The organism is Thiomonas sp. DCM-2 (genome assembly GCF_056820905.1).
In genome coordinates, this window is the sequence record NZ_CM165962.1 from 604,688 (window position 1) to 626,369 (window position 21,682).

The 21,682-nt window shown below is 60.4% G+C and carries 21 protein-coding genes and 1 pseudogene; 11 read left to right on the plus strand and 11 right to left on the minus strand.

Annotation, left to right across the window (positions count from 1 at the left end):
• Positions 1-7: 7 nt before the first annotated feature.
• The gene (locus AC1ZQA_RS03045) at positions 8-286 is read left to right on the plus strand and encodes a metal/formaldehyde-sensitive transcriptional repressor (protein ID WP_482678365.1); all 279 of its coding nucleotides are present in this window, start codon (positions 8-10) and stop codon (positions 284-286) included.
• A gap of 8 nt (positions 287-294) precedes the next feature.
• Complete coding sequence (gene dmeF, locus AC1ZQA_RS03050; RefSeq protein WP_482678366.1) at positions 295-1,557, plus strand: CDF family Co(II)/Ni(II) efflux transporter DmeF; 1,263 nt, start codon at positions 295-297, stop codon at positions 1,555-1,557.
• Between the two features lie 331 nt (positions 1,558-1,888).
• Here the strand turns inward: dmeF and AC1ZQA_RS03055 are convergent, their stop codons facing one another.
• Positions 1,889-3,163, minus strand: a complete 1,275-nt coding sequence (locus AC1ZQA_RS03055; RefSeq protein ID WP_482678367.1) for an IS256 family transposase — start codon at positions 3,161-3,163, stop codon at positions 1,889-1,891.
• A gap of 267 nt (positions 3,164-3,430) precedes the next feature.
• Positions 3,431-3,853, minus strand: coding sequence for a hypothetical protein (locus AC1ZQA_RS03060; protein WP_482678368.1), 423 nt, complete (start codon positions 3,851-3,853; stop codon positions 3,431-3,433).
• A gap of 104 nt (positions 3,854-3,957) precedes the next feature.
• On the opposite strand from AC1ZQA_RS03060, the gene AC1ZQA_RS03065 reads away from it, so the two are divergent.
• The 6 genes from AC1ZQA_RS03065 (at position 3,958) to AC1ZQA_RS03090 (ending at position 10,153) form a co-directional block, all read left to right on the plus strand.
• Positions 3,958-4,266 (plus strand): helix-turn-helix domain-containing protein, encoded by a 309-nt coding sequence (locus AC1ZQA_RS03065; protein WP_482678369.1) that lies wholly within the window; start codon positions 3,958-3,960, stop codon positions 4,264-4,266.
• Positions 4,267-5,594: 1,328 nt separating this feature from the next.
• Positions 5,595-5,933 carry an IS66 family insertion sequence element accessory protein TnpA gene (gene tnpA, locus AC1ZQA_RS03070; protein WP_482676863.1) on the plus strand — a complete coding sequence of 113 codons (339 nt, stop codon included), beginning with the start codon at positions 5,595-5,597 and terminating at the stop codon, positions 5,931-5,933.
• Complete coding sequence (tnpB, locus tag AC1ZQA_RS03075) at positions 5,933-6,280, plus strand: IS66 family insertion sequence element accessory protein TnpB (protein WP_482676862.1); 348 nt, start codon at positions 5,933-5,935, stop codon at positions 6,278-6,280. Before tnpA ends, tnpB begins: the two co-directional genes overlap by 1 nt.
• Positions 6,281-6,342: 62 nt before the next feature.
• Entirely contained in the window at positions 6,343-7,938 is a 1,596-nt protein-coding gene (gene tnpC, locus AC1ZQA_RS03080) for an IS66 family transposase (RefSeq protein ID WP_482676861.1), read from the plus strand.
• Positions 7,935-8,483 (plus strand): hypothetical protein, encoded by a 549-nt coding sequence (locus AC1ZQA_RS03085; protein ID WP_482677032.1) that lies wholly within the window; start codon positions 7,935-7,937, stop codon positions 8,481-8,483. The genes tnpC and AC1ZQA_RS03085 overlap by 4 nt, the downstream gene beginning before the upstream one ends.
• 1,103 nt (positions 8,484-9,586) lie before the next feature.
• Positions 9,587-10,153, plus strand: coding sequence for a hypothetical protein (locus AC1ZQA_RS03090; RefSeq protein ID WP_482678370.1), 567 nt, complete (start codon positions 9,587-9,589; stop codon positions 10,151-10,153).
• A gap of 685 nt (positions 10,154-10,838) precedes the next feature.
• Here the strand turns inward: AC1ZQA_RS03090 and ypfH are convergent.
• The 3 genes and pseudogenes from ypfH to AC1ZQA_RS03105 all read right to left on the minus strand — a co-directional run bounded on the left by ypfH (position 10,839) and on the right by AC1ZQA_RS03105 (position 12,985).
• Positions 10,839-11,468, minus strand: coding sequence for an esterase (gene ypfH, locus AC1ZQA_RS03095; RefSeq protein ID WP_482678371.1), 630 nt, complete (start codon positions 11,466-11,468; stop codon positions 10,839-10,841).
• 31 nt (positions 11,469-11,499) lie between these two features.
• Positions 11,500-11,694, minus strand: coding sequence for a YgaP family membrane protein (locus AC1ZQA_RS03100; RefSeq protein WP_291521619.1), 195 nt, complete (start codon positions 11,692-11,694; stop codon positions 11,500-11,502).
• 98 nt (positions 11,695-11,792) lie between these two features.
• A pseudogene (locus AC1ZQA_RS03105) lies at positions 11,793-12,985 on the minus strand (IS256 family transposase).
• 466 nt (positions 12,986-13,451) lie between these two features.
• Between AC1ZQA_RS03105 and AC1ZQA_RS03110 the strand changes: the two are divergent.
• The 3 genes from AC1ZQA_RS03110 to AC1ZQA_RS03120 all read left to right on the plus strand — a co-directional run bounded on the left by AC1ZQA_RS03110 (position 13,452) and on the right by AC1ZQA_RS03120 (position 15,988).
• Complete coding sequence (locus tag AC1ZQA_RS03110) at positions 13,452-13,874, plus strand: rubrerythrin family protein (RefSeq protein WP_482678372.1); 423 nt, start codon at positions 13,452-13,454, stop codon at positions 13,872-13,874.
• A gap of 108 nt (positions 13,875-13,982) precedes the next feature.
• A complete protein-coding gene (locus AC1ZQA_RS03115) occupies positions 13,983-15,332 on the plus strand; it encodes a (Fe-S)-binding protein (RefSeq protein WP_482678373.1) in 1,350 nt (449 codons plus the stop codon).
• 35 nt (positions 15,333-15,367) lie between these two features.
• Positions 15,368-15,988 (plus strand): DUF3501 family protein, encoded by a 621-nt coding sequence (locus AC1ZQA_RS03120; RefSeq protein ID WP_482678374.1) that lies wholly within the window; start codon positions 15,368-15,370, stop codon positions 15,986-15,988.
• Between the two features lie 156 nt (positions 15,989-16,144).
• Here the strand turns inward: AC1ZQA_RS03120 and AC1ZQA_RS03125 are convergent, their stop codons facing one another.
• The 6 genes from AC1ZQA_RS03125 to AC1ZQA_RS03150 all read right to left on the minus strand — a co-directional run bounded on the left by AC1ZQA_RS03125 (position 16,145) and on the right by AC1ZQA_RS03150 (position 21,679).
• Positions 16,145-17,545: an OmpP1/FadL family transporter gene (locus tag AC1ZQA_RS03125; protein WP_482678375.1), complete on the minus strand. Its 1,401-nt coding sequence runs from the start codon at positions 17,543-17,545 to the stop codon at positions 16,145-16,147.
• A 59-nt stretch (positions 17,546-17,604) separates the two neighbouring features.
• Positions 17,605-18,666 (minus strand): alcohol dehydrogenase, encoded by a 1,062-nt coding sequence (locus AC1ZQA_RS03130; RefSeq protein WP_482678376.1) that lies wholly within the window; start codon positions 18,664-18,666, stop codon positions 17,605-17,607.
• 35 nt (positions 18,667-18,701) lie between these two features.
• The gene (locus tag AC1ZQA_RS03135) at positions 18,702-19,721 is read right to left on the minus strand and encodes a 2Fe-2S iron-sulfur cluster-binding protein (protein ID WP_482678377.1); all 1,020 of its coding nucleotides are present in this window, start codon (positions 19,719-19,721) and stop codon (positions 18,702-18,704) included.
• A gap of 213 nt (positions 19,722-19,934) precedes the next feature.
• Positions 19,935-20,921 carry an aromatic/alkene monooxygenase hydroxylase subunit beta gene (locus AC1ZQA_RS03140; RefSeq protein ID WP_482678378.1) on the minus strand — a complete coding sequence of 329 codons (987 nt, stop codon included), beginning with the start codon at positions 20,919-20,921 and terminating at the stop codon, positions 19,935-19,937.
• A 96-nt stretch (positions 20,922-21,017) separates the two neighbouring features.
• Positions 21,018-21,326 carry an MmoB/DmpM family protein gene (locus AC1ZQA_RS03145; RefSeq protein ID WP_482678379.1) on the minus strand — a complete coding sequence of 103 codons (309 nt, stop codon included), beginning with the start codon at positions 21,324-21,326 and terminating at the stop codon, positions 21,018-21,020.
• Between the two features lie 17 nt (positions 21,327-21,343).
• Complete coding sequence (locus AC1ZQA_RS03150; protein ID WP_482678380.1) at positions 21,344-21,679, minus strand: monooxygenase system ferredoxin subunit; 336 nt, start codon at positions 21,677-21,679, stop codon at positions 21,344-21,346.
• Positions 21,680-21,682: the final 3 nt, after the last annotated feature.

Sequence of the window (21,682 nt, forward strand, 5' to 3'; positions counted from 1 at the left end):
TGTTGCCATGAGTCACACCATCCGAGCAAAAACCAAACTTCTCAACCGCGTGCGCCGCATTCGCGGGCAAGTCGATGCCATCGAGCGTGCTCTGGACAGTGATGCGGGCTGTGAGCAAGTCATGCATGTCATCGCCGCTTGCCGTGGTGCGATGAACGGCTTACTGTCCGAGGTCGTCGAAGATCACATCCAGACCCATCTGATTGCTCCACTCAAGGGCCAACAGGACGAGTCGGCCGAGGCTGCAGCCCAGTTGATCGACATCGTGCACAGATACTTCAAGTGAGCGCATCCATGTCCGCGACCCCGTTGACCCTTGAGCATGAGCATGTGTTTCTCGGTCAAGGCCATGACCGCAATGCTCGCAAGACCTGGGCCGTCGTCGCCCTGTGCACCGTGGTGATGGTCATCGAGATCGCTGGTGGGGTTCACTTTGGCTCGCTGGCGTTGGTCGCCGATGGCCTGCACATGAGCACCCATGCTGCAGCCATGCTGATTGCCGCCATGGCCTACCACTACGCACGCCAACATGCCCATGACGCCCGATTCAGCTTTGGCACCGGCAAGGTGGGGGATCTGGCAGGTTTCTCCAGCGCCATCATCTTGGCCATGATCGCTTTATTGATCGGCTATGAGGCGATTACCCGCTTCATCCATCCGGTGGCGATCGATTTCAATGCGGCCATCGCCATTGCCTTTCTCGGCCTGTTCGTCAACATCCTCAGTGCCTGGCTGCTCAGTGGCGATGAGCACAGTCATGGACATGACCATGGCGCGGGAGCCGCGGACGATGCCCAGTTCGTCGACACTGCCGCAGGTCGCGTGCGGGTCGAGATTCATGAGGATCGGGTTCCGCCGAGGTTTCGCTTGCGTTGGCAAGATCAATCAGGCCCACCCACAAGCCTGCTGGCGTCGCACATGTGGATGGAGACGATTCGTCCTTCCGGGCAACGCCAAACGTTTCAGTTTCAAGACCAGGGCGGGTACTGGGAATCGGTCGATGCCATTCCGGAGCCGCATGCCTTTGAAGCACGGTTGCATCTGAACATCGGGGCAACGGTGGAATCTCGAACCCTGCACTTTGCAGAGCCTGAGGGCCATGACCATGGTCATGCAGACCATCACCGGGATCACAATATGCGCGCCGCTTTCGTGCATGTGGCTGCGGACGCCGCAGTTTCCGTGCTGGCCATTGTGGGGCTGGCAGCGGGCAAGTTCTTCGGCCTGAACTTCATGGATCCCGTGATGGGTATCGTCGGCGCGGTGGTGATTGCGAACTGGTCCTTCGGTTTGATCCGGGATACCGGCGCCATTCTGCTGGACGTCAATCCGGATGCCGCGCTGAGCCAGTCCATCCGTAAGGTCGTGCAGGAAGCGGGCGATGAATTGGCCGACTTGCATCTCTGGCGCCTTGGACCTGGGCACCTTGGAGCGATCGTGGCGGTGAAATGCAATGACCCCCGTCGGGATGCGCTCTACTATCGTCACAAGCTGCAAGGCTTCCGGGATTTGTCGCATTTGACGATTGAGGTGGGAAAAATGCCGATAGATTTGTAAGCTGGTCAGTGCTGACATGGCGCGAGCTTGCCCCAATGCCAGATCAGGCCGATATGCTGTCGGCGGATAGACATGCTGTATGGCTGCTCGACCCCGGAACCAGTCATTGGAACCCCGGCGATACGAACGACGGGTCAGGGTCGATAACGCAATTTCGTCATCGCAGGAACCAGACGCTGACCTGCCGGCCGCTGCCGACGTCCGCAACGTGGAGCATTACGGCCGTTGCCATGCGCCACCCCAATGTCGGCACTGGCCGAGCTGCGGCTGCTCGATGGCGATGTCCCGTTCGCTGTTGAACGGTGGTGAGTGACGGCTCCGGATTGGGATGCTACGCGACGCGCTGAACGCCCTGTGTGGTGTCAGCAGGTGAGCGCTGTGCGAGGGCGTGCAACAAGGTCGTCATCTGGTCGCAGCCGCGCAATCGGCGCATGCGAGGAGCGGCGTCGTTCAAGGCGCTGGCAACCCAGCGCAGCACCATGGCCCCGTCGCTCCAGCGCTTGACGTTTCGGGTGTAGCTGGCGACCAGTCCGTTGAGGTTCTCGATCGGGTTGGTCGTGCGCAGGGTGCGGTACAGCGCGCCGGTGATCCCCAGGGTCTGCAAGGTCAGTGTGTCCTCCAGGCCCTCGCGCAAGCTGGTGGCAGCCCCGGGGTGCCTGGAGGCCAGAGAGCTGGCCAGACGTTGCAGCTGGCGCCGAGCCAGGTCGGCGTCGCTGGCCGCATAGGCATCGCGCAGCGCGCGGTTGACGCTGGCGTGCAGGGTCTTGGGCAGGTGATCGAGGACGTTGCGACGCTTGTGCTCCTGGCAGCGCTGGATGAGGGCTGCGGCGCCGAAGGTTTGCGTGATGGCGCGGCGCAGCGCCTTGCCGCCGTCGACCACCCACAGCCGTGGGCGCTGGGCATCGAGGCCGCGGTCGATGAGATCGGACAACAAGGCGGCCACGACGCGGGCGGCTTCGCTGGAGCCCTCGCGAATCCCCAGGACATGCTTGCCCGCGCGCGCATCGACCCCCAAGGCGATGAGGACCACGCGATCGGCAAAGTGGATGCCATCAATCATGATGACGGGCAGATCCAAGGTGTCGAGCCGCCGGTTCAGCCAGGCGTCAAGCTGCTGCTGGCTGAGTTCTTTGAAGCGGCGCGACACGGCGCTCTTGGACGCACACGAGCGGCGCACCTTGGGTGGCAGCGGACCCAGCGTGCTGGCGTAGCGCCGCGTGGACACCCCAGCGGCCACCGCCGACAGCGTGGCCGCATTGAGCGGGTCGGCCCCTGCCGCCCAGGCAAACGTGGGCAGGGGAAGTTCCCCGCCATCGAGGGCGCGTGCCCTTGGCCGGCGAATGTCGATGCGCTGCCCGCCCAGCACCACGCGGCTGCTGGTGTGCCCGCCGCGCACGGCGCGACGCTGGGCATCGGGCACGCCCTTGGGACCGCACAACGCCTCTCGGTCGGCTTCCATCATCACGTCCAGAACCCGCCGACCGGCTTCGATGCACAGCCCGTAAAACGCTTGCTGCACGTCCTGCAAAACGCCTTGTAATGGCATCGAGATCTGAACTTGGGGCTGCGCGCATGCGCGCGCCTTGGACTTCGTGCGAGACTTCATCTTGGTGGCTCCTTTCTTTGCTTGCGAGGCACCCGCATGCTCGCATGCGGGTGAAAGGAGCCGCCACCTTCACACTATCCGTTCAACAGAGTTCGGGACATCGCCCTGCTCGATCCTCGGCTGGAATACCGCATTCCCCTGCCCACAATCAGATCAAGCCGCCCACTTCATCTACGACAGAAACAATCATTGCCGAATTCGTGCGTCAACCCCACGGGGGCGTTCCTTTCCAGCCGCACAAGGGACTTTTGCCCACCTTGGCGTACTCTACACATCCCCCCAATCCCGACGCGTCAGAAAGATCGTCTCGACTGTCGCAGGCCGGATAGGCGCACCCGTTCGGCGCCGGAACCCCTCCAGCGCCACCTCCGCGCGCAAATCCTCGAACAACGGCACCAGCGCCTCCTCCGGGACATCAAACGGCTCCCCATGGTGTTGCGCCGCAAGGAGACGAAAGATCATCGCCATCGGCGCCACCAGCGGCTTGCTGTCCTCCGATGCAAACCCCTCCGCACTCAGCAACCAGTCCAGATCCCGCGCCAGCAAGTTCAGCAACCCATCCGGGAGACAGCAGGGCAAGCAGGCCTCTGGCGGGCCACTCTTGACCGCCGCGAGCAACAGGCGCCGGTCGACCGCAGTGTCTGGCGTGGTCGCAGCAGGGGGATCAGAGAACGGGCGGGAATCAGACATGGCGAGCGGGCGAGAACAGTCGTGGTGGGAGAGACAAGCAGGCCCACATCATAGAGGCATATAAACCGTGGTCAATAGGTTGACCCAGTGGGCATGCTTCGCCCATGCCCAATCCACCCCCCACGGTTCCCAAGATTCAGTCCCCAGCGCGCCGTGCCAGCTCCTTCGAGCCCACGGCCGCTGCCGCCTTCGGCGCCGTCATCCGCGCCGAGCGCGTGCGCCGGTCCATTCCACAAGACCAGTTCGCCCTGCGCGCCAACATCGACCGGTCGTACTACGGCAAACTCGAACGCGGAGAGCGCCAGCCCTCCCTGGCATTGATTCTGCGAATCGCCAAAGGCCTGGGTATCCCAGCCGCCACACTCCTGGCACTGGTCGAGCAGCGCCTGCCTGCGGACAACAATGAACGATAAACCCCCCGGCCGAAATCAACCGGGCGAAATCATCCGCGAACAATAAAGCCGGTCGAAATCAAGGCAACCGGGCGAAATGAAACATTCCCGTCCGCTTCGGTCACACCGGCATTGCCGTCCCACTGCGCGCGTTGGCCCTCACCTGGGTGGCGAGCGCTTCGCGCCCGTTGCCGATGCTTTCTCCTCGTACAACCGCACCAGGTCGTGCGGTCAATGCCCCCTTGATCGTCCGCCCTGGTGTCCATACGGCCCAGCGTGGATGCGGACATCCCGTGCTCGGCGTCCCGCCGTTGGGAGGGTGCAACCGGATCGCAGAGGTTGCCACGGTCTCGTTCCGAGTCTCTCAGAATGCACGACGCACCTGCTGCACCTGGCTGAACGGCTCCACGCGCGTGCCGACCCTCCGGCGCGCTGTTTTGTCACCGCGCGCAGGACGGCCGGGTTGATCCCCGCCGTGTCTTCCGCAGGTGCTCAAGCTCCTGGTTGAAGGCCGTGAGCACCGCGTTCGGGTTTCCCGGGCGAATTCTTCAGGGGGTGCCGTTCAAGGTGCCGCCCTGAGGGCTTGAGACGGGTTGCGACATGGTGGATGCGCAAAAGGGGATTTGTCTCGACCGTCCTCCGGTGCAACCGATTTGAATCTTGCGCGCAGCATCCCCCGCTTCTTGCCGCCACCCCGTTGCGCGGATGGACCACATGCGCAACCGGGTCACCGGATCACCCGGGTTGGCACTGACACGGCCCCCAGGCTCCCGTGCGGAGGAAGGTGGTGCGCTTCGGCGGCGGACGCTCAGCGTGCTTTGCGACGAGGAATTCTGCGTGAAGCAGAACCGTCCTCCGGTAATGGCGACGAAGCCAGCGATGGCGACGCCCGGCTGCACGGCAGCCGGGGTGAAGGGAGACCGGCGGAGAATCCTCCGACCAGGTTGGGCCGGAAAACGGGATCGCCAGAAGATCGGGGCGGCCGGAAAACGGCTTCGCCGGAGGGCATTCGGAGCGCGGGGGTCGGATCGTCCGGTGTCGGAAATCCGCATCATCCGCGCGGCAAAAGTCGAGGAATCCGGACACCGGGCGCGGTGCGCGCACGCGGTCGTCAGGGGCGAAAATGTTGACATCTATTCCCGCCGGAGCGTCCAAAATGTCAACATCTATTCGTACCAGGGCGCCCAAAATGTCAACATCTATTCCCGCAGGACAGGGGTAAATGTTGACATCAATTCGCGCCGAGACCCCTGCGGCGGATGTGTAACCGGTAAGCCAGCGGCGTTCTTTCGTTCGTTTCGGATCCCACGAAGAATGTTTCCCATCGCAGGGATGAGGAGACATTCGAGATGGAGAACGACGCGGCAGAGGTGGCCGAGGTCAAGCGGCGGCGGCACCTGGACGAGGCGTGCTGGCGCGACGTGATTGAGCGTTTCCCGGCCTCGGGGCTGACGCTCAAGAGCTTTTGTCGGCAGGAGCGAGTGTGTGTGAGCAGCTATCGGCGCTGGCGTGAGCGGCTGTCGGGCAAGGTGAAGGCTGCGCCCGTGACGGCCAAGACTGGGCGTATGGAGCAGCGTGCCGCGGGGTTCATCGAGTTGGGCGAAGTCGGTACCGGCGGCATGCATGCGCCCATGGAGTTGCGGCTGGACCTGGGCGGCGGCATGAGCCTGCATCTGGTGCGCCGCTGATGTTCTTTCCTGAGGGGCGCATCCGGGTCTTCTTGTATGGGCAGCCTGCCGACATGCGCAAGTCCTACGACGGGCTGTACGCGCTGGCGCGCCAGGGCTTTGAGGTCGACCCGCTGGGCGGGCATCTGTTCGTGTTCGCGAACCGTCGGGCTGACCAGATCAAGGTGCTGTACTTCGATCGCAGCGGCTGGTGCGTGTGGAGCAAACGGCTGGAGGCCGGCCGCTTTGTGCGCGACTGGGGCGGGCAGCGCAGCGCCGAGATCGACTTCACCGCGCTCAAGCTCCTGCTCGAGGGGCTGCAGGTGACGCGGCAGTTCAAGCGGCATCGACACGTGGAGTGGCGATAACGGGTTTTGCAATGTGGCAAAGCCCGATTCCCTTCGGGCTTTGCCATGGGCACAATGCTTTCATGCGTGCAGACCCCGCTCAAGTGCAGACCTATACCGCCCAGATCGTGGCGGGCATGGCGGTTGAGGCTCTCGTGCGGTTGCTGCAATCGCAAGCGCAGACCATCGTTGAGCAGCAGCGGCAACTGGCGTGGTTCAGGCGACAGATCTTCGGCAGCAAGAGCGAACGGCTGCAGAGCGTGGCCGATGCGCAGCAACTTCATCTCGGCCAGATTCTGGGTGATCTGCCGATCCCGCCACAAGCCCCCGAGGCTGGACGCCAAGTGGCCGGGCACACGCGGCGCGCACGCACGACAGATTGTGCTGGCGACCAGGACGCGACGGCGTTCTTCGACGCCGAGCGGGTCGAGGTGCAGGTCATCCACCTGCCGTGCGCCCAGGCGCAGGGGTTGCGTGCCGAGGAGTACGAGGTCATCGGCGAGAAGGTCAGCTACCGCCTGGCGCAGCGCCCGGGCGCCTATGTGGCGCTCAAGTACGTGCGCCCGGTGATCAAGCGGCTCGACACCGCGACCCTGCACTGCGCGCCGGCGCCGGCCAGCGTGTTCGAGGGCAGCCGCGCCGACGTGAGTTTCGTCGCCGGCATGGCGGTGGACAAGTTCCGCTACCACCTGCCGCTGTACCGCCAGCATCAGCGGCTGGCCGATGCCGGCTTCAAGCTCAGCCGGGCCTGGTTGACCCAGCTCATGCAGCAGACTGCGGCGCTGCTCGAGCCCATCGTGGATGCGCAGCTGGCCTCGATCCTGGGCGGGCATGTGATCACGATGGACGAGACCCCGATCAAGGCCGGCCGCGCCGGGCCGGGGAAGATGAAGGGCACGTACTTCTGGCCGGTGTATGGCGAGCACGACGAGGTGTGCTTCCCCCACTTCGCCTCGCGCCGCCATGAGCATGTGAGCCAAGTTCTTGGACAGTTGCCCAGTGGCACGGTGCTGCTGAGCGATGGCTACGCGGCCTATGCCCGCTATGCGAGGCAGACCGGAGTCACCCACGCGCAGTGCTGGGCGCACGCGCGGCGCCTGTTCTTCGAGGCGCAAGACGCCGAGCCGCGGGCGGCCACGCAAGCCTTGCAGCACATCACCGCGCTGTACCGTATCGAGGCCGAGATCCGCGCCGCCGGGTGGGAGGGTGCGGCCAAGCTGGCGCATCGCGCCACCCACAGCCGGGCGCGGGTGCAGGCGTTCTTCGCCTGGGTCGAGCAGCAGTTCGCGCAGCAGGGCCTGCTGCCGAGCAATCCGTTGACCAAAGCGCTGGCCTACGTGCGAGAGCGACGGGCAGCGCTGTCAGTGTTCATCGATGACCCGGCGGTGCCCATCGACACGAACCACATCGAGCGCGCGCTGCGTCCGATCCCGATGGGGCGGCGCAACTGGCTGTTCTGCTGGAGCGAGGTCGGCGCACGCCATGTGGGCATCCTGCAAAGCCTCATCGCCACCTGCGTGCTGCAGGGTATCGACCCGTACACCTATCTGGTCGACGTGTTGCAGCGCGTGGGCCGACATCCCCAGTCCCGGGTGGTCGAACTCACCCCCAGGCTGTGGACGCAGCACTTCGGGCAGGACCCGCTGTGCTCGGACCTGGACAGGGCCGCGCCCCGATGACGCAGCGGATCTCCACGCGCATTGTTGCCCAGGCGATCCTCACCGTCGACCGCATGGATCTGCGCGCGCGCGAGGCGCTCGCCGACGAGATCCATGCGCACCAGCCCACGCTGCTTGCCAGTGTGCTGGTCCTGCCGCGCCTGGGCGCCAGGCTGGAGCAGGTCGAGATTATCCTCAACATCCTCTTCGTGGTGTACCAGGCGATGAAGATCAGCGGACATGCATGGCCGATGGTCTGCGAGGATCTGCAAGATCGCTGCCTCGACCGCCTCGTGGCGAAGATGCTCTTCCTCGACGGCTTGACCACGCTGCAGCAGGCGCAGGCGCTGCAGCAGCAGATCGACTCCCACGCCGAGCCCAACCTGCTGGCGTTCGTCTACAGCCGCCTGCAGGATCACGACCTGCTGGACGTGAAAACCGATGCGATCAAGTTCATGCTTCTGGCAGCGGTGAACCTCACCGAGTGCGTCGCAGCAGTATGCCCATCGCACACCACCAAGGCGGTGCAGCGGCGCACTGCCCGACGCGTGAAGACTGCTGCCTGATGCTGCTGCATCTACCCACCCAATAGCTCGAGCGCAATCACGCCGCTGGCTGAACGCTTACGCGGATGTTGCGCGTGAGCAACCGGGGCACCCGGATGGGATTGGAATTCGGGCGCGGGTTCAGCGCGCGGAGGGGAGAATTTTGCGCTTCGGTGGCGTGTGATCTGCCGCGGAATGGATGGCGTGCGTTCGCTGCGCGAAGCAAAATTCGACCCGACGCGCGCCAGTCGTCGGGCATTCATCTCGACCGGCCAGACCCCTCATTTCGACCGGCTTCATTTCGACCGGCGAAGCCTTCGGGAACCCCCAAATGCACTGGTAACCCCGGGGGGGTGTCCGGACATTATAATAATAATTAAGGCTAACCCCGGGGGGGTGTCCGAATTTGGAGCCCGCTGTCTGCGGGGGGACTGACGCACCGTTTTGCACTCCCCGCGCACCCGGGATGTCGGCCATTCTCCCCGCTTCGCCCCGCCCTGCACAGGCCGGTTTTGCGCGACGTGGACCGGCCGTCCAAATGTTGACGAGCCTGCCCCCCTCGGCGGTCCGGTTCCCACCATCTCCCAACTCGGAGTGGCGCCCGCCGTCACACACCGCCCTGTGTTGTGCCGCTGCGGACGGCCCAGGGACGCTGGTCTGCGCGCCCGCGGTCGGGGATTCATTTCAAACGGCAAGACCCCTCATTGCAAACCGTATCATGTCAACCGGCAAAGCCTTCCAGAGCCCAAAATGCACCGGTAACTCTGGGGGGGTGTCTGCACATTATAATAATAATTAAGGCTATCTCCGGGGGGGTGTCTGGTTTTGAGAGCCCCTGTTTGGCGGGCTCTGCGTGCAGGTCTTGCGCACCCTCCTGCGCGGGGGATTTCAGGGCGATTCCGGCTGCTCGCGGGGCCTTTTTGCCGGGGTTCGACACCCTGGTCTGGTCATGCGGGCGCGGAGGTCCATTCGACCAACGGGTCAGCGGATCGCGGTACAGCGCGCGGCCTACGCGGAGCTGTTCATCCCCCTTTCGGAGCGTCTGATCGGCGCGTACGGGGCGGCCACCGGGTCGCGCTCGGGTCCATGTTGATTTCACCATCGACCGTTCCCGGCGAGCGTCCATGTCGATATTCATCGGACTTGGCGCGGAGCGGTTGCGTCCCCAGCTTTCCCCAGCACCGATTTCAATTCATGAGCAGCGCTGCGCCGGGGTGGTGCACGAGGAGATTGGCAAGACCCGCTGGCAGGATCTGCACTCCGTCTGGGCCAACGACCCGCGCCGCACGCAGAAGAGGGCCGATGCGCGCCCCCAGTGCATTGAGGGCCTCAAGCAAGAGGCCCGCCGGAGAGGCGAGAAACTCGACACCCAGGACGACGGCGCTGCCTTCCGTGGGCGACTCCAGCGCCAAGGGCGATGTTCCGAACTTCGTAGAGCGGATATTTTGAAGGTCGCGGCTTCTTTCGCCCTCATCCGAGCATGCGTGTGCCTCGCAAACAAAGAGAGAAACTTCAAAACTGAAGTCTCACCCAAGGTTCAAGGCGCGCGTGCGCGCAACCGCAAGTTCAAATTTCGATGCTGCTGCACCCGCAGCGCCAAGTGTTGCTCAAAGGGTAAGTTCCTCGGCGATGGCTTGTGTAGCACGACATTTTCCTGTTGGAAAAATCGGGCACCGTCAAAGACGGGGTGATCTGCACCTACGGTGGGGTGGATGGGTATTGCTCGCCGGTGGCCTGCCTGAGCCCGGCTGGATTTTGCCAGGAGTTCGCTCTGTGTCCGGGTGCACAGCACTCGGCCACAGCGACGGCCGGCAACCTGCGGGTGTGCCATGCCAAAGCCATGCGCCAGTGGCTTGTGGGCATGGAGAATCTCAATGAACGGGTGTACCTGCCACTCTATGGCCGGAGTCCAATCCAGACGAATATCTCAAAGCCGATGTCAAAACCTCCTCTGCGCTCAGAGCTCGGTGACCATAACGGTCAAAGACCTCGAGGCCAAAGCCCAGAGGCTTCATGCAGAAGCTGCAACAGACTCCCAATCATGTTCGCGGCTCTTTCTATCACCCGCCGGCGCGCTATGCGGCTTGTCTTTAAGAGCTAGGTTTAAAAACAGACAAGGATGAGTCGGCGGCATGGAGGTGGCTTCAGGCGTCAGAAACCCGGTTCGGGTAAGGCTCGGCACGCAGCGGCGTCGTCGTTCTCGCGCAAACACATACGCAAGTGAGGCACCGGCGATACCATCCCCGACGATCAACACACGCGGCATATCGCGCCTCATGGGTCCGGTAAGCCGTCCGAGGGGCGACGAATCGTCTGTTGTCATGACAGCAAGTGTATTTAATGCGTCGCCCGCGACTGCGCGCTTGACCACGCATCTCAGGACAGGGGGTTCTGAAGACGCTCGATGAGCAAGGTGAGCAAGGTCGCGTTGATTCCATGGCCGAGATCGGGCACCACGTCGACAGTGACCTTCGCGCCCAGGGCGGCCAGTCGCGCGCCGGCGTCCACCGTCAGCGCAGTGGGAATGACCGCATCGCGCTGCCCGTGGAACAAATGCACCGTAGTCTCTTTGGGTGCCGTGTCAGGCAATTGTGCGAAGCGCCCGGCGATCGACACGACACGTCCTGCGACGCAGGGTCCCGCGGCTGCCGACTCCAGGGCCATAATGGCGCCCTGGGAGAAACCGATCAGGGTCGTCCGCTCGATGCCGACATGGGCAACATGCTGCCAATGCCGGATGGCTGCCACGAAGGCGGGCAAGGCGCGTGCGACCCGCTCGACTCGGTTGGCCTCGGTCACTCCGTTCACGGAAAACCACTGATAACCAGGGCCAAATTCGAAGCGCTCCGGCGCCTGCACGCTGACGATAAACGCCCCGGGAAACGCTGCGGCCAACTGCTCACCGAGCGGCACCATATCCTTTGCGTCCGATCCAACGCCGTGAAACAGCAGCATCAGCTGCTGGGCGCCGCCCTCAGGGCGCGACACCGTGATGGAGGTGAACATGGTTGGCTTCGGGGCCAGGATACCCACCCTCTCAGTTCTTGCGCATCGGGCAGGTGCGAATGCCGAGCAAGCTGTAAAGCGGGCAGATGCCCACAGCACCGGCCACCAGCGGCACGACGCCGATCCAGCCCCAGACGCCAATCACATGCGTGAGCGTCAGGCCAATCAGAACAAGACCCACAATCACGCGCAGCGTGCGGTCCAGGGTCCCTTCATTCACAGTCATGTTGTGCTCCCCTCAGGTGGGTCATCGGGCCCGATGACCGGTCGCGTCCCAGCGCGTGGTGTAAGTCCACAGCCCGGATAGGCTGAGGCACACATTACTCAGCGTGCCACGGCGGACAACCGAGTGGGAGCAGTATCGCAGAGCGACTGGAGGCCTTCAAGTTGCATGTATCGGCGGTTCAGAGACCACTCGTCGTTCTGCTCCAACATCATGGCGCCAACCAGCCTGGTGATCGAGGCATCGTTGGGGAAGATGCCGACGACGTTGGTGCGGCGCTTGATCTCGGCGTTCAGCCGTTCCAGCGGATTGGTCGAGTAGATCTGAGTCCAGTGCGCCTTCGGGAAGGTCATGAAGGCCAGCACATCGTGCTCGGCGTCGTCCATCAAAGAGCCCAGCTTGGGGAACTTGCCGCGCAGTTGGTCGGCCACGGTTCGCCATTGGTCCTGAGCGGCCTCGGCGGTGTCCTGTACGAACACGGTGCCGATCGCCGCCGACACCATGCGGCGCTGCGTCTTGCCGGCGTGCGCCAGGGCATTGCGCATGAAGTGCACGCGGCAGCGCTGCCAGGTCGCTTTGAGTACCTTGGCGACGGCGGCCTTGATGCCTTCGTGGCTGTCGCTGATGACGAGTTTGACGCCGCGCAGGCCGCGGCGGTTGAGGCTGCGCAGGAATTCGGTCCAGAACGGCTCCGCCTCGCTGGCCCCGACCTTTACACCGAGGACCTCGCGCTGCCCGTCGGTGTTGACGCCGACAGCGATTATCACGGCCACGCTGACAATGCGGCCGGCCTCCCGCGTCTTGACGTAGGTCGCGTCGATCCAGAGATACGGCCAGTCGCCTTCAATGGGGCGATTCAGGAAGGCGCCGACGCGCTCGTCGAGCTCGCCACACAGCCGGCTGACCTGACTCTTGGACACGCCGCTCATGCCCAGCGCCTTGACCAACTCGTCGACCGACCGGGTCGAGATGCCTTGCACGTAGGCCTCCTGGATCACGGCGGTAAGCGCCTTCTCGGCCGTGCGACGCGGCTCCAGGAATTCGGGGAAGTAGCTGCCTTGGCGCAGCTTGGGGATCTTGAGTTCGACGCTGCCGGCACGCGTGTCCCAGGTGCGTTCACGGTAGCCGTTGCGGCTGTTGATTCGCTCGGCCGACTTCTCGTCGGCGCGCCGCAGCGCCCCTCGACGTCGATCTCCATGAGGCGCTGAGCCATGAACTGCACCATCTGGCGCAGCACGTCGATGTCGGCTCCCTTCTCAGCGAGCTCGTTGAGTGCGATAGTTGCGTTGGTCATCGTGATTTCTTTCAGACAAGGATTGGTGGGTCGCACCTCAACCTTATCCGGACTTCACGATGGCCACCCCAACACCAGGGACGACCGAAGCAAGGCAAGCCGCTTCGGGCTACGCCCTCCGCGCCTTGCCTTGCTCTCAAAGACTTACACCACTCCCTGGGACATTACCCGATGACCTCTTCCAATGATCGCAGACTTCAGACCCCCGCGGGAATCTCCCAAACCCGCACCCGGGCATGCGGACGTCCGCGCGCTTTGAACTCCCGCGCCAACCTGAGTCCGCTCGGGCTTCCACGTGCTTCGGGCCGTGCGTCCTCCGGCCATTTGGCGTGATAGGCGCGCTCAATGAAAAGGATTGCCCCAGTCAATTGGACGCCTGTTGCACCCACCGACTATCGTTGAAAAGTCCGGCGGCAACGTCCGCACGTGACACGATGCGATGTCCACCACCTTCAAGGAGAATCCCATGGCAGCACTCAAAGGCTCGCGCACGGAGAAGTGCCTCAAAGACGCTTTTGCCGGTGAATCGATGGCCAACCGGCGGTACCTCTACTTCGCCAACAAGGCCGATGTCGAAGGCCAGAACGACATTGCGGCGCTGTTCCGCTCCACAGCCGAAGGCGAAACCGGCCACGCGCACGGCCACCTCGAATTCCTCGAGCAGTCGGGCGATCCCGCCACAGGCATGCCAATCGGCGACACCCGGCAGAACCTGGCCTCGGCCGTCGCCGGTGAAACCCACGAATACACCGATATGTACCCCGGTATGGCCAAGACCGCGCGAGAGGAAGGTTTCGACGAAATCGCTGATTGGTTCGAAACCCTGGCCAAGGCCGAGCGTTCGCACGCCAACCGCTACACCAAGGCGCTCAACGAACTCGTGGACTGATTTCCTGGGTTCTGCGCGTTGGGTGCCGCATCTCCGTGGCGCCCAATGCGCCGCATCCGACGCGTCGCGTAATGTGTCATGCCAACAACAAACGAGGAGAGCAGCCCTATGGCCGCTGAAGGAAATCTTGAGGCCCCTACGCGTCATCCGTTGGACTGGAAAAACCCTGACTTCTACGACGAAGACAAATGCTTCGTCGAACTCGAGCGCATCTTCGACATCTGCCACGGCTGCCGGCGCTGCGTGAACCTGTGCGGCGCCTTCCCAACGTTGTTCGACCTGGTCGATGCGAGCGAGACGATGGAGGTCGACGGGGTCGAAAAAAAGGATTACTGGAAGGTCATCGACCAGTGCTACATCTGCGACCTGTGCTACATGACCAAGTGTCCGTACACGCCGCCGCACCCTTGGAACGTCGACTTTCCGCACACCATGCTGCGCGCCAAGGCGATCAAGTTCAGAAAGGGCGAGGTCGGCACCGCAGAGAAATTCCTCGCATCCACCGATGTGCACGGGCAGTTCGCGGGCATCCCCATCGTGGTGCAGGTGGCCAATGCGGTGACGCACACCAAGGCCGCGCGCAGCGCGATGGAGGCGGTCGCGGGCGTGGACAAGGATGCCTGGCTGCCCGATCTGGCGGCCAAGCGCTTTCGCTGGGCCGCGCCCAAGGCCAAGGCGAGCAAAGTGGTCGATGGGGAAAAAACGCCGGGAAAGGTGGCGATTTTTTCCACCTGCTACATCAACTACAACGAGCCGGGAATCGGGCTCGATTTGCTCAAAATCCTCGACCACAGCGACATTCCCTACGTCATCGTCGAGAAAGAGCGCTGCTGCGGTATGCCCAAGCTCGAACTCGGTGACCTCGAATCGGTCGATGTCGCCAAGCGCGCCAACATCCCGGTGCTGGCGCGGTATGCGCGCGAGGGCTACGCCATCGTCGCTGCGGTGCCGAGCTGCACGCTGATGTTCAAGCAGGAAATCCCGCTGATGTACCCCGACGACGCCGATGTGCAGCTGGTTGAGGAGCACATGTGGGACCCGTTCGAATACCTGGTCGCGCGCAAGCGCGACGGCTTGCTCAAAACCGATTTCGCGCGGCCCCTGGGTAAGGTGAGTTACCACATTCCCTGCCACGGCCGGGTGCAGAAGATCGGCCGCAAGACCGAGGAAATGCTCAAAATGATCCCGGGCACCGAGGTCAACACGGTCGAGCGCTGCTCCGGACACGCCGGCACCTTCGGCGTGAAAAAGGCCACGCACCAGATGGCGATGAAAATCGGCAAACCGGTGTTCAAGGCGATGGCGACGATGAAAGACGGCAGCGCCCCCGATGCGATCAGCTCCGACTGCCCGCTCGGCGGCCACCACATCGCGCAGGGGTTCGAGGTCAACCAGCTCGGCTCGCCTGCGCTCAAGCACCCGCTCACCCTGGTGCGCGAGGCCTACGGTCTGGATTGACTGCTGGCTGCGCGGCTGATGTGAAAGGAACCCCCATGCAACTGACTGGCAAAATCACCCCCGACAGCCTAATGACGCTCGAGGCCTACAGCAAATGGCGCAAGGCGCACAAGGCCGAGGTCATGGCGCACCGCAGGCTGCGCACCGTGCACCTGGGAGAGCACCTGACGGTGCAGTTCGAGAGCGAGCTGTCGATGCGCTACCAGATTCAGGAAATGCTGCGCATCGAGAAAATCTTCGAAGAAGACGAGATCCGGCAGGAGATCGACGCCTACGCCCCGCTGGTGCCGGATGGCAGCAACTGGAAGGCGACGTTGATGATCGAATACCCAGACGTCAACGAGCGCCGGCGCGAGCTGGCGCGGCTGATCGGCATCGAAGACCGGATGTTCGTCGAGGTCGAGGGTCACGGTCGCGTCTATGCCATTGCCGATGAAGACCTCGACCGCGAAACCCCGGACAAAACCAGCGCCGTGCATTTCCTGCGCTTCGAGTTCACGCCGACCATGCGCGAGGCCATCCGGGTCGGCGCTGCGGTCAAGCTCGGTTGCGACCACCCCAATTACCCAGCGCACATTTCTGTCTCGCCCGAAACGCTGGCTTCGCTTGCGGGCGATCTAGCCGAGATGGGAAACAGCAGCTACCTGGGTCCGTGAATTGTCGTACTTAATTTATTCACATTCCCGCCTAGACGGCACGCTGGAATTGCCAAAACCCTAAGATTCAAGTGGAATTATGAGAGTTTTGCAGATGCGGACTGCTTAGGTAGTGTCATCAGGAGATTTTGGATCGATCCCATAACGGATACATCATCAGAAGATCTTTTGGTAATTGACGACTGCATTGATTTGTGAGTGTGTCACCTCAAGAGGTACCGAAGTATTCGGTTGACTATTATTCGTTAATGACTTTTGGAGAGCAACAGACAGTCCGAAATTAATCACATCAGATTTGGTCATGGCGTATGAAAAACCGCCGGTCAGGTGCGTCGTTGGAATAGCTGGAACGACAGCAAGCATAGTGTTTGATGGAATTGCTTCTTGGGCATATTGGAAACCACCACGCAGCGTCCACTTGTCGTTGTAACGATACTGTGCCCCTAGGGCAAATACATTGATGTCGCGATAATTTTGCGGAATCGAGAGATTTAATGCGCCTCCAGTGCCGGACTGGGTGAAGGCTAGGTTGAGATTCTTCATCACACCGGCCCAGAACACACGTTGAAAATCTGCCGCCACTGTCCACTCAGAATTGATGCGATGTTCCAGCCCTAAAGTGAACTGCGCGGGCATCTGGAAGTTTTGAACGGCAATCGCTCCCGTCAATGGGATGTTGCCAGCAACTGAACTCACTGCGGACAAGGACGCGTTGCCAGTCAAATCCCTGACGGCCGTCTTGAAGTTGTAAGCAACACCAAGGCGTGTCTGCGGCGTGACTTGGTAGGTCATCCCGACCTTGCCGCCAACCCCCCAACCTTCCGCACCTCCACCGACGATGCCATGGTTGGTGAAATTCAAGTAACCACCTGACAATCCCGGCACGCTCAGCAGAACAGGGATCAGGCTCCCCCTGGCCCGACCCTGGGCCGCGAGTGAGCCGATCTGCGACGCATCGAGCAAAGCGCCCAAGTTAAGTGATGTCCAAACTGCGTCGACAGACGCGCCCACGCTCAGCTGATCATTGACCTTGTAGGCTAAAGCGAATGGAATTCTTAGGACGAGTAAACGGGAAAACTGATCAAGTCCCGTGTTAACACCGTTTGTTGCCGTGCGCGAGAGAAAGCTGCTACTGCCAAACTGCGTGCCAAGACCACCTTGAGCATAGGCACCAACGCCGAGCGCCAAAGCATCTTGACGATAAACAAAGCCCAACTCGGGGGCGTAATAGGGACCATTGTTGTTGCCATGATTGCCCGATGTGGCGGTTTCGCCGGTCGCAGTATTGCGCGCTTTGATCGTCGGGTCAATAAAATCCAAACCAACATCCAAATGCTTTCCTGGAGCCATCAAAACTAGGGTTGCAGGATTCTCCATCATGGCGGCTGCGCCGATGTCATAAGCAGCACCGGTGCCGCCCATGGCACGGGAGATTGGTCCAAATCCTTCCAGGTTGAAAACGTCAGTGGCATGTGCAACGTCAGCGGATACGGTTAGGGCGGCGGCCGCTAATGTTGTCAGAGTGATGCGAAATAAATGGTTATATCTAATTTTCATGTTGTCTCCTTGTGTTTTTGAAAAAGATTATTCAATGCCTCGCTGAACAATACAAAAAATCATGGGCGAATCAACACCTTCATCGCGCCATCTGCTTTCTGATGAAAAGTTGAAAATGCTTGATCGACATCCGAGAGTGAAAAATTGTGTGTGAAATATTGCGTGGGATCGAGGATTCCACGCTCGATCAAACGTAATGCCTCCCACATAAACGGCTGTACATTGGCAAAGCCGTTCATATGCAAAGTGATGTCGCGCAAAAAGACATCCACAAGATTTAAATTGAACGTCGCATCGGTAAAGACGCCAATGGCTGCAATAGTTCCACCGGGGCGAACAAGATCCAGACACATTTGGAGGGTTTCGGGGTAACCGACAACCTCAATGATTTTGTCGAATCCGCGGCCAGCAGTTTCCGCCAAAGCCAAATCTTTCCAGTTGGACTTGGCTGTGTCGATAGCCACCGCCCCCCGACTCTCCGCAGCCTTGAGACGATGAGCAACGCGGTCGAAAGCCACCATGCGCCCTGGAGCGCGCTGCAAAGCGATGTCCAGGGTCATCAACCCGGTAGGGCCACATCCGACCAGTGCGACGGCCTCTCCAGGCTGGATGTCGGCTAGTTGGTTGGCTATGACAGCCGAGGGGAGGTTGCACGATAAAGTCAGTGCGGCGGCATCCGTGATCTGTTTTGGAACGTGCAAGGTGTGCGCATCGGCGTGAGGAATCACCATCGCCTCGGCGTGCGTGCCGTTGAGGTTGCCAAACGCCGTGCCGAAGCCATAGACTGCTTTATGGGTAGTTTCGCAGTGCGCAGTCTGTCCAACCTGACACATGTAGCAATGGCCGCATGAGCAGGAGTAAGCCATACTGACGCGATCCCCTTTCTTGAATCGGCCTACCCGCTTACCAACATCGGTGACTGTTCCAATCAGTTCATGCCCGGTCTGTGATTTGCCCTTGTCCATGATCGCATCAAGCGCACCACGATAGAGGTGAAGATCTGAACCGCAAATCGAAGTGGCATCGACCTGAACCAGCATCTCATGGTCTTCCCGGATTACTGGATCGGGGATCTCGGTTGCCCGAATTTCTTGTGGGCCGAAATACACTGCTGCTTTCATGGATTGTCCCCTTGTGTTGTTTGAGTTCAGTACGGTCAGAAAAACCGATCAAAATGAATCTGATTGAAAGGCACGCGGTGCGTCACCATCAGCATTTCTTGGATTGCTTGCGTCATTGGAGGTGGGCCGGCAAAATAAAACTCAAAATTGCCAAGGTCGTCTCCGAGTTTGCGGGGGATCCATTCATGGACGAATCCGACATCGCCAGACCACGCATGTTGTTCAACGCTATAAGCATCCGAGACGACCGGGTGGTAAAACACTCTGGCACCTTGAGTATCCAGCGCACGTAGAAAATCGTCACCACACAAATCGTTCGGGGTGCGTCCACCGTAGAAGAAATGAAGTTTGCGCCGCTGCAACATGTCTGCTGCGGCGGCACCACGTGCAATCGACACCATAGGTGCCAAGCCTGATCCACCGGCAACGCAGACAATATCTTTAGAGCTTTCCTCGCGAAGATAGGCTTGGCCGAATGGGCCATCAATTTCGACTTGACCACCGAGCTGAAGCTGATCGAACAATACCGAGCTGGCGCGACCATGATGCACACGTCGAATCTGGAAATGCCACTCTCCTGCTGGATTTGGAAGGTTGGACATCGAATAGCAACGGGGAGCGCCAACGCCATCGATACGCAGACTGGCGTACTGGCCTGGCAGAAATCGCGCTGGCTCGTCTGTCGCGAAGCGAAATTCCCGAATGTCGTGAGTGATGTTCATGACGCCGACGAGTCGCGCTTGAAATCTCTCTGGCCGAATCTTAGGTATGCATTCGGGATCGAGTCTGACTTTGATTGTCAAGTCGGTGGCAGGAACGCATTGGCAGGCAAGCAACTTGTTCTTTCGTCGGTCGCGATCCGTCAAACCTGGCGCTTCAGGCCAAACGTTATCGACGCTGCCTGACACGATCTCGAATTTGCAGCTACCGCATCCACCCGAGTTGCATTCATATGGAAAGCCGGCTCCAGCACGCAGCGCAGCGCGCAGTACGGTGTCTGCTGGTGTGATGGGAATAGGTCGATCGAATCCTTCGATCTGAAGTGTGTGGTCCATAATCGGATCCTCGAGCCGGCTGCCAATTGCTTGAAATCGTAAAACAAAGTAATGAGGTAATTTTCGGAATTCTCATCCCCAGTCGAATTGACCCGACCTTCATCTATATACCCGTGCGGCTGTTTTCATACAGAGAAAACGGCCATAAAAACAGGTCGAATTACAGCGCGTGTGTAGGCGACCTGTTATCGAATGTCGCCGGACTATACACCCTCAAAGTCCAAGCGAACGGTGGAAATTCCGCACCGCTTCTTTTGCCTCCGCTGCAGCTCCGGGCACTTCGCTCAATGCGGAGCAATAGACATCGACCGCCTTGTCGGCGAGCGGAATCCATTTCATAAGGAGGCCTCCGATCGTTTCCGCATTGCCGGGAACGTCCATCATCATCTTGACCAGCGCGCTGGCCCACCGGCGGTGCCGTTGCGCGTCAAGCAACTGCGCATCGGTCAACATTCCGAGCAAAGTATCGCCGTTATGTCGTCCCGCTTCGCCAAGCTTGCGAAGCACAGCCTCTTCGATCGCCGGTTTTGCAACGAGATTGAGCGCAACAAAAGACTCATCCCAGTCCCACGCCACCAGAACCTTTTCCATGAGTTCTCGATAGCCTTGCCACGCAGCATCCGTTTCCCAATACCTGCGCTCGTCTTTGGCAAAGCCTTTCGCTGGAAAGGTCAAAGAGAGTTCCTTTGCACGGTACGCGCTGTGGCTCAACCAACGAAACGTATCTGCGGCCTGAAACGCGGCACAGTTTGTAATCGTGCTAGCAGGCGCCATCTGCATCAAATAAGCAGATGCCATTTGTACCGTGTGGAAAAGATATCTGCTAGGGGTGTAGAGTCGTGCCAAAGAACCCGCCCAAGTGGGTTCCAGTGCCTTGTCGTGCTCTCGCTCATTGAATTGATCGAAAAGACCAACGACATAAGTCTCCTGCCCATCCTGGAGCATGTTGTATGTACGGTAGACCAGTTCATCAGGGTCGCGAAATTCATTCCAGTCTGCATGCTTGATTGCGACACCATTGCGGTGATCTTTATACCAACGGGCCATGAACATATTTGGATCAAGCTCGAATGGCGCATTTTCGTCACGATCGTTGTAGTGCAGTCCGACTGAAACGATTTCATATTCACTCGGTTTGCGGCGCCGGCCCGCCAGATGGCTCCATGTTTTCAGTGGTTTAAGGACTTCAGTTTCGTTCATGATGTCTCCTAAATTATTTAGATGGGAAAATCGCAGGTTGCATGATGGTTAGTATGCATAGTGCGATTTTTTCTTGTGGTTCAGTTGACTAGAATTTCAGAGGTGTTTGTTGAAATAAAACCGCACTCGATCGGCATTCATATCGATCTTTCCGGCGAAGGACGACAAATCGATTTCCAATTGCCGCATCTGGAACGGTCGTCCTAGTGCGTCTTCGATCGTCTGGCGACGGATAATCATTTCGCCGTCAGTTTGAATGCGCAGGTAGGCTACTTTGTCGTCAACAGCGATAGATTTGTCAGGGTTGTCAATCTCTGCGGCCTCTGCAACAGCTTTGGCCAAATCACCTTGTCGCATCACAGGGCCAACGAGGTTATTCTCTTGGTAAGTTAATGTGGTGTTCATCGACTTTCTTTCTCGATTCAAGTATGGGCGAATAATGGCGTAACATTGGCTGTATCAACGTAAACATCTTCCCCCTCGATCTTGATAGGATATTTTGCGAGCTGGCAGTCGCCAGGGTTGAGGCCAACACCAGTGCAAGCATCAAACACCCATTGATGGGCACGACAAATCAGTGTTTTGCCGTCGAATTTGCCCTCAACCAGCGGAATATCCTGATGAGGACAGATGCCCTGAAATGCATTGATCTCCCCACCTTCTGCGCAGACGAGCAGAACCTCTTGCCCGTCGATTTCAAACGACTCCATCTCTCCTTCCCAGACATCGTCTAGGTTGCAAACCTTTTGGAATGCCATATC

Bases quoted from the DNA above. Each gene is read 5' to 3' on its own strand.
- AC1ZQA_RS03045 (WP_482678365.1), top strand. From the start codon at position 8: ATGAGTCACACCATCCGAGCAAAAACCAAACTTCTCAACCGCGTGCGC.
- dmeF (WP_482678366.1), top strand. From the start codon at position 295: ATGTCCGCGACCCCGTTGACCCTTGAGCATGAGCATGTGTTTCTCGGT.
- AC1ZQA_RS03055 (WP_482678367.1), bottom strand. From the start codon at position 3,163: ATGAAGTCTCGCACGAAGTCCAAGGCGCGCGCATGCGCGCAGCCCCAA.
- AC1ZQA_RS03060 (WP_482678368.1), bottom strand. From the start codon at position 3,853: ATGTCTGATTCCCGCCCGTTCTCTGATCCCCCTGCTGCGACCACGCCA.
- AC1ZQA_RS03065 (WP_482678369.1), top strand. From the start codon at position 3,958: ATGCCCAATCCACCCCCCACGGTTCCCAAGATTCAGTCCCCAGCGCGC.
- tnpA (WP_482676863.1), top strand. From the start codon at position 5,595: ATGGAGAACGACGCGGCAGAGGTGGCCGAGGTCAAGCGGCGGCGGCAC.
- tnpB (WP_482676862.1), top strand. From the start codon at position 5,933: ATGTTCTTTCCTGAGGGGCGCATCCGGGTCTTCTTGTATGGGCAGCCT.
- tnpC (WP_482676861.1), top strand. From the start codon at position 6,343: ATGCGTGCAGACCCCGCTCAAGTGCAGACCTATACCGCCCAGATCGTG.
- AC1ZQA_RS03085 (WP_482677032.1), top strand. From the start codon at position 7,935: ATGACGCAGCGGATCTCCACGCGCATTGTTGCCCAGGCGATCCTCACC.
- AC1ZQA_RS03090 (WP_482678370.1), top strand. From the start codon at position 9,587: ATGTCGATATTCATCGGACTTGGCGCGGAGCGGTTGCGTCCCCAGCTT.
- ypfH (WP_482678371.1), bottom strand. From the start codon at position 11,468: ATGTTCACCTCCATCACGGTGTCGCGCCCTGAGGGCGGCGCCCAGCAG.
- AC1ZQA_RS03100 (WP_291521619.1), bottom strand. From the start codon at position 11,694: ATGACTGTGAATGAAGGGACCCTGGACCGCACGCTGCGCGTGATTGTG.
- AC1ZQA_RS03110 (WP_482678372.1), top strand. From the start codon at position 13,452: ATGGCAGCACTCAAAGGCTCGCGCACGGAGAAGTGCCTCAAAGACGCT.
- AC1ZQA_RS03115 (WP_482678373.1), top strand. From the start codon at position 13,983: ATGGCCGCTGAAGGAAATCTTGAGGCCCCTACGCGTCATCCGTTGGAC.
- AC1ZQA_RS03120 (WP_482678374.1), top strand. From the start codon at position 15,368: ATGCAACTGACTGGCAAAATCACCCCCGACAGCCTAATGACGCTCGAG.
- AC1ZQA_RS03125 (WP_482678375.1), bottom strand. From the start codon at position 17,545: ATGAAAATTAGATATAACCATTTATTTCGCATCACTCTGACAACATTA.
- AC1ZQA_RS03130 (WP_482678376.1), bottom strand. From the start codon at position 18,666: ATGAAAGCAGCAGTGTATTTCGGCCCACAAGAAATTCGGGCAACCGAG.
- AC1ZQA_RS03135 (WP_482678377.1), bottom strand. From the start codon at position 19,721: ATGGACCACACACTTCAGATCGAAGGATTCGATCGACCTATTCCCATC.
- AC1ZQA_RS03140 (WP_482678378.1), bottom strand. From the start codon at position 20,921: ATGAACGAAACTGAAGTCCTTAAACCACTGAAAACATGGAGCCATCTG.
- AC1ZQA_RS03145 (WP_482678379.1), bottom strand. From the start codon at position 21,326: ATGAACACCACATTAACTTACCAAGAGAATAACCTCGTTGGCCCTGTG.
- AC1ZQA_RS03150 (WP_482678380.1), bottom strand. From the start codon at position 21,679: ATGGCATTCCAAAAGGTTTGCAACCTAGACGATGTCTGGGAAGGAGAG.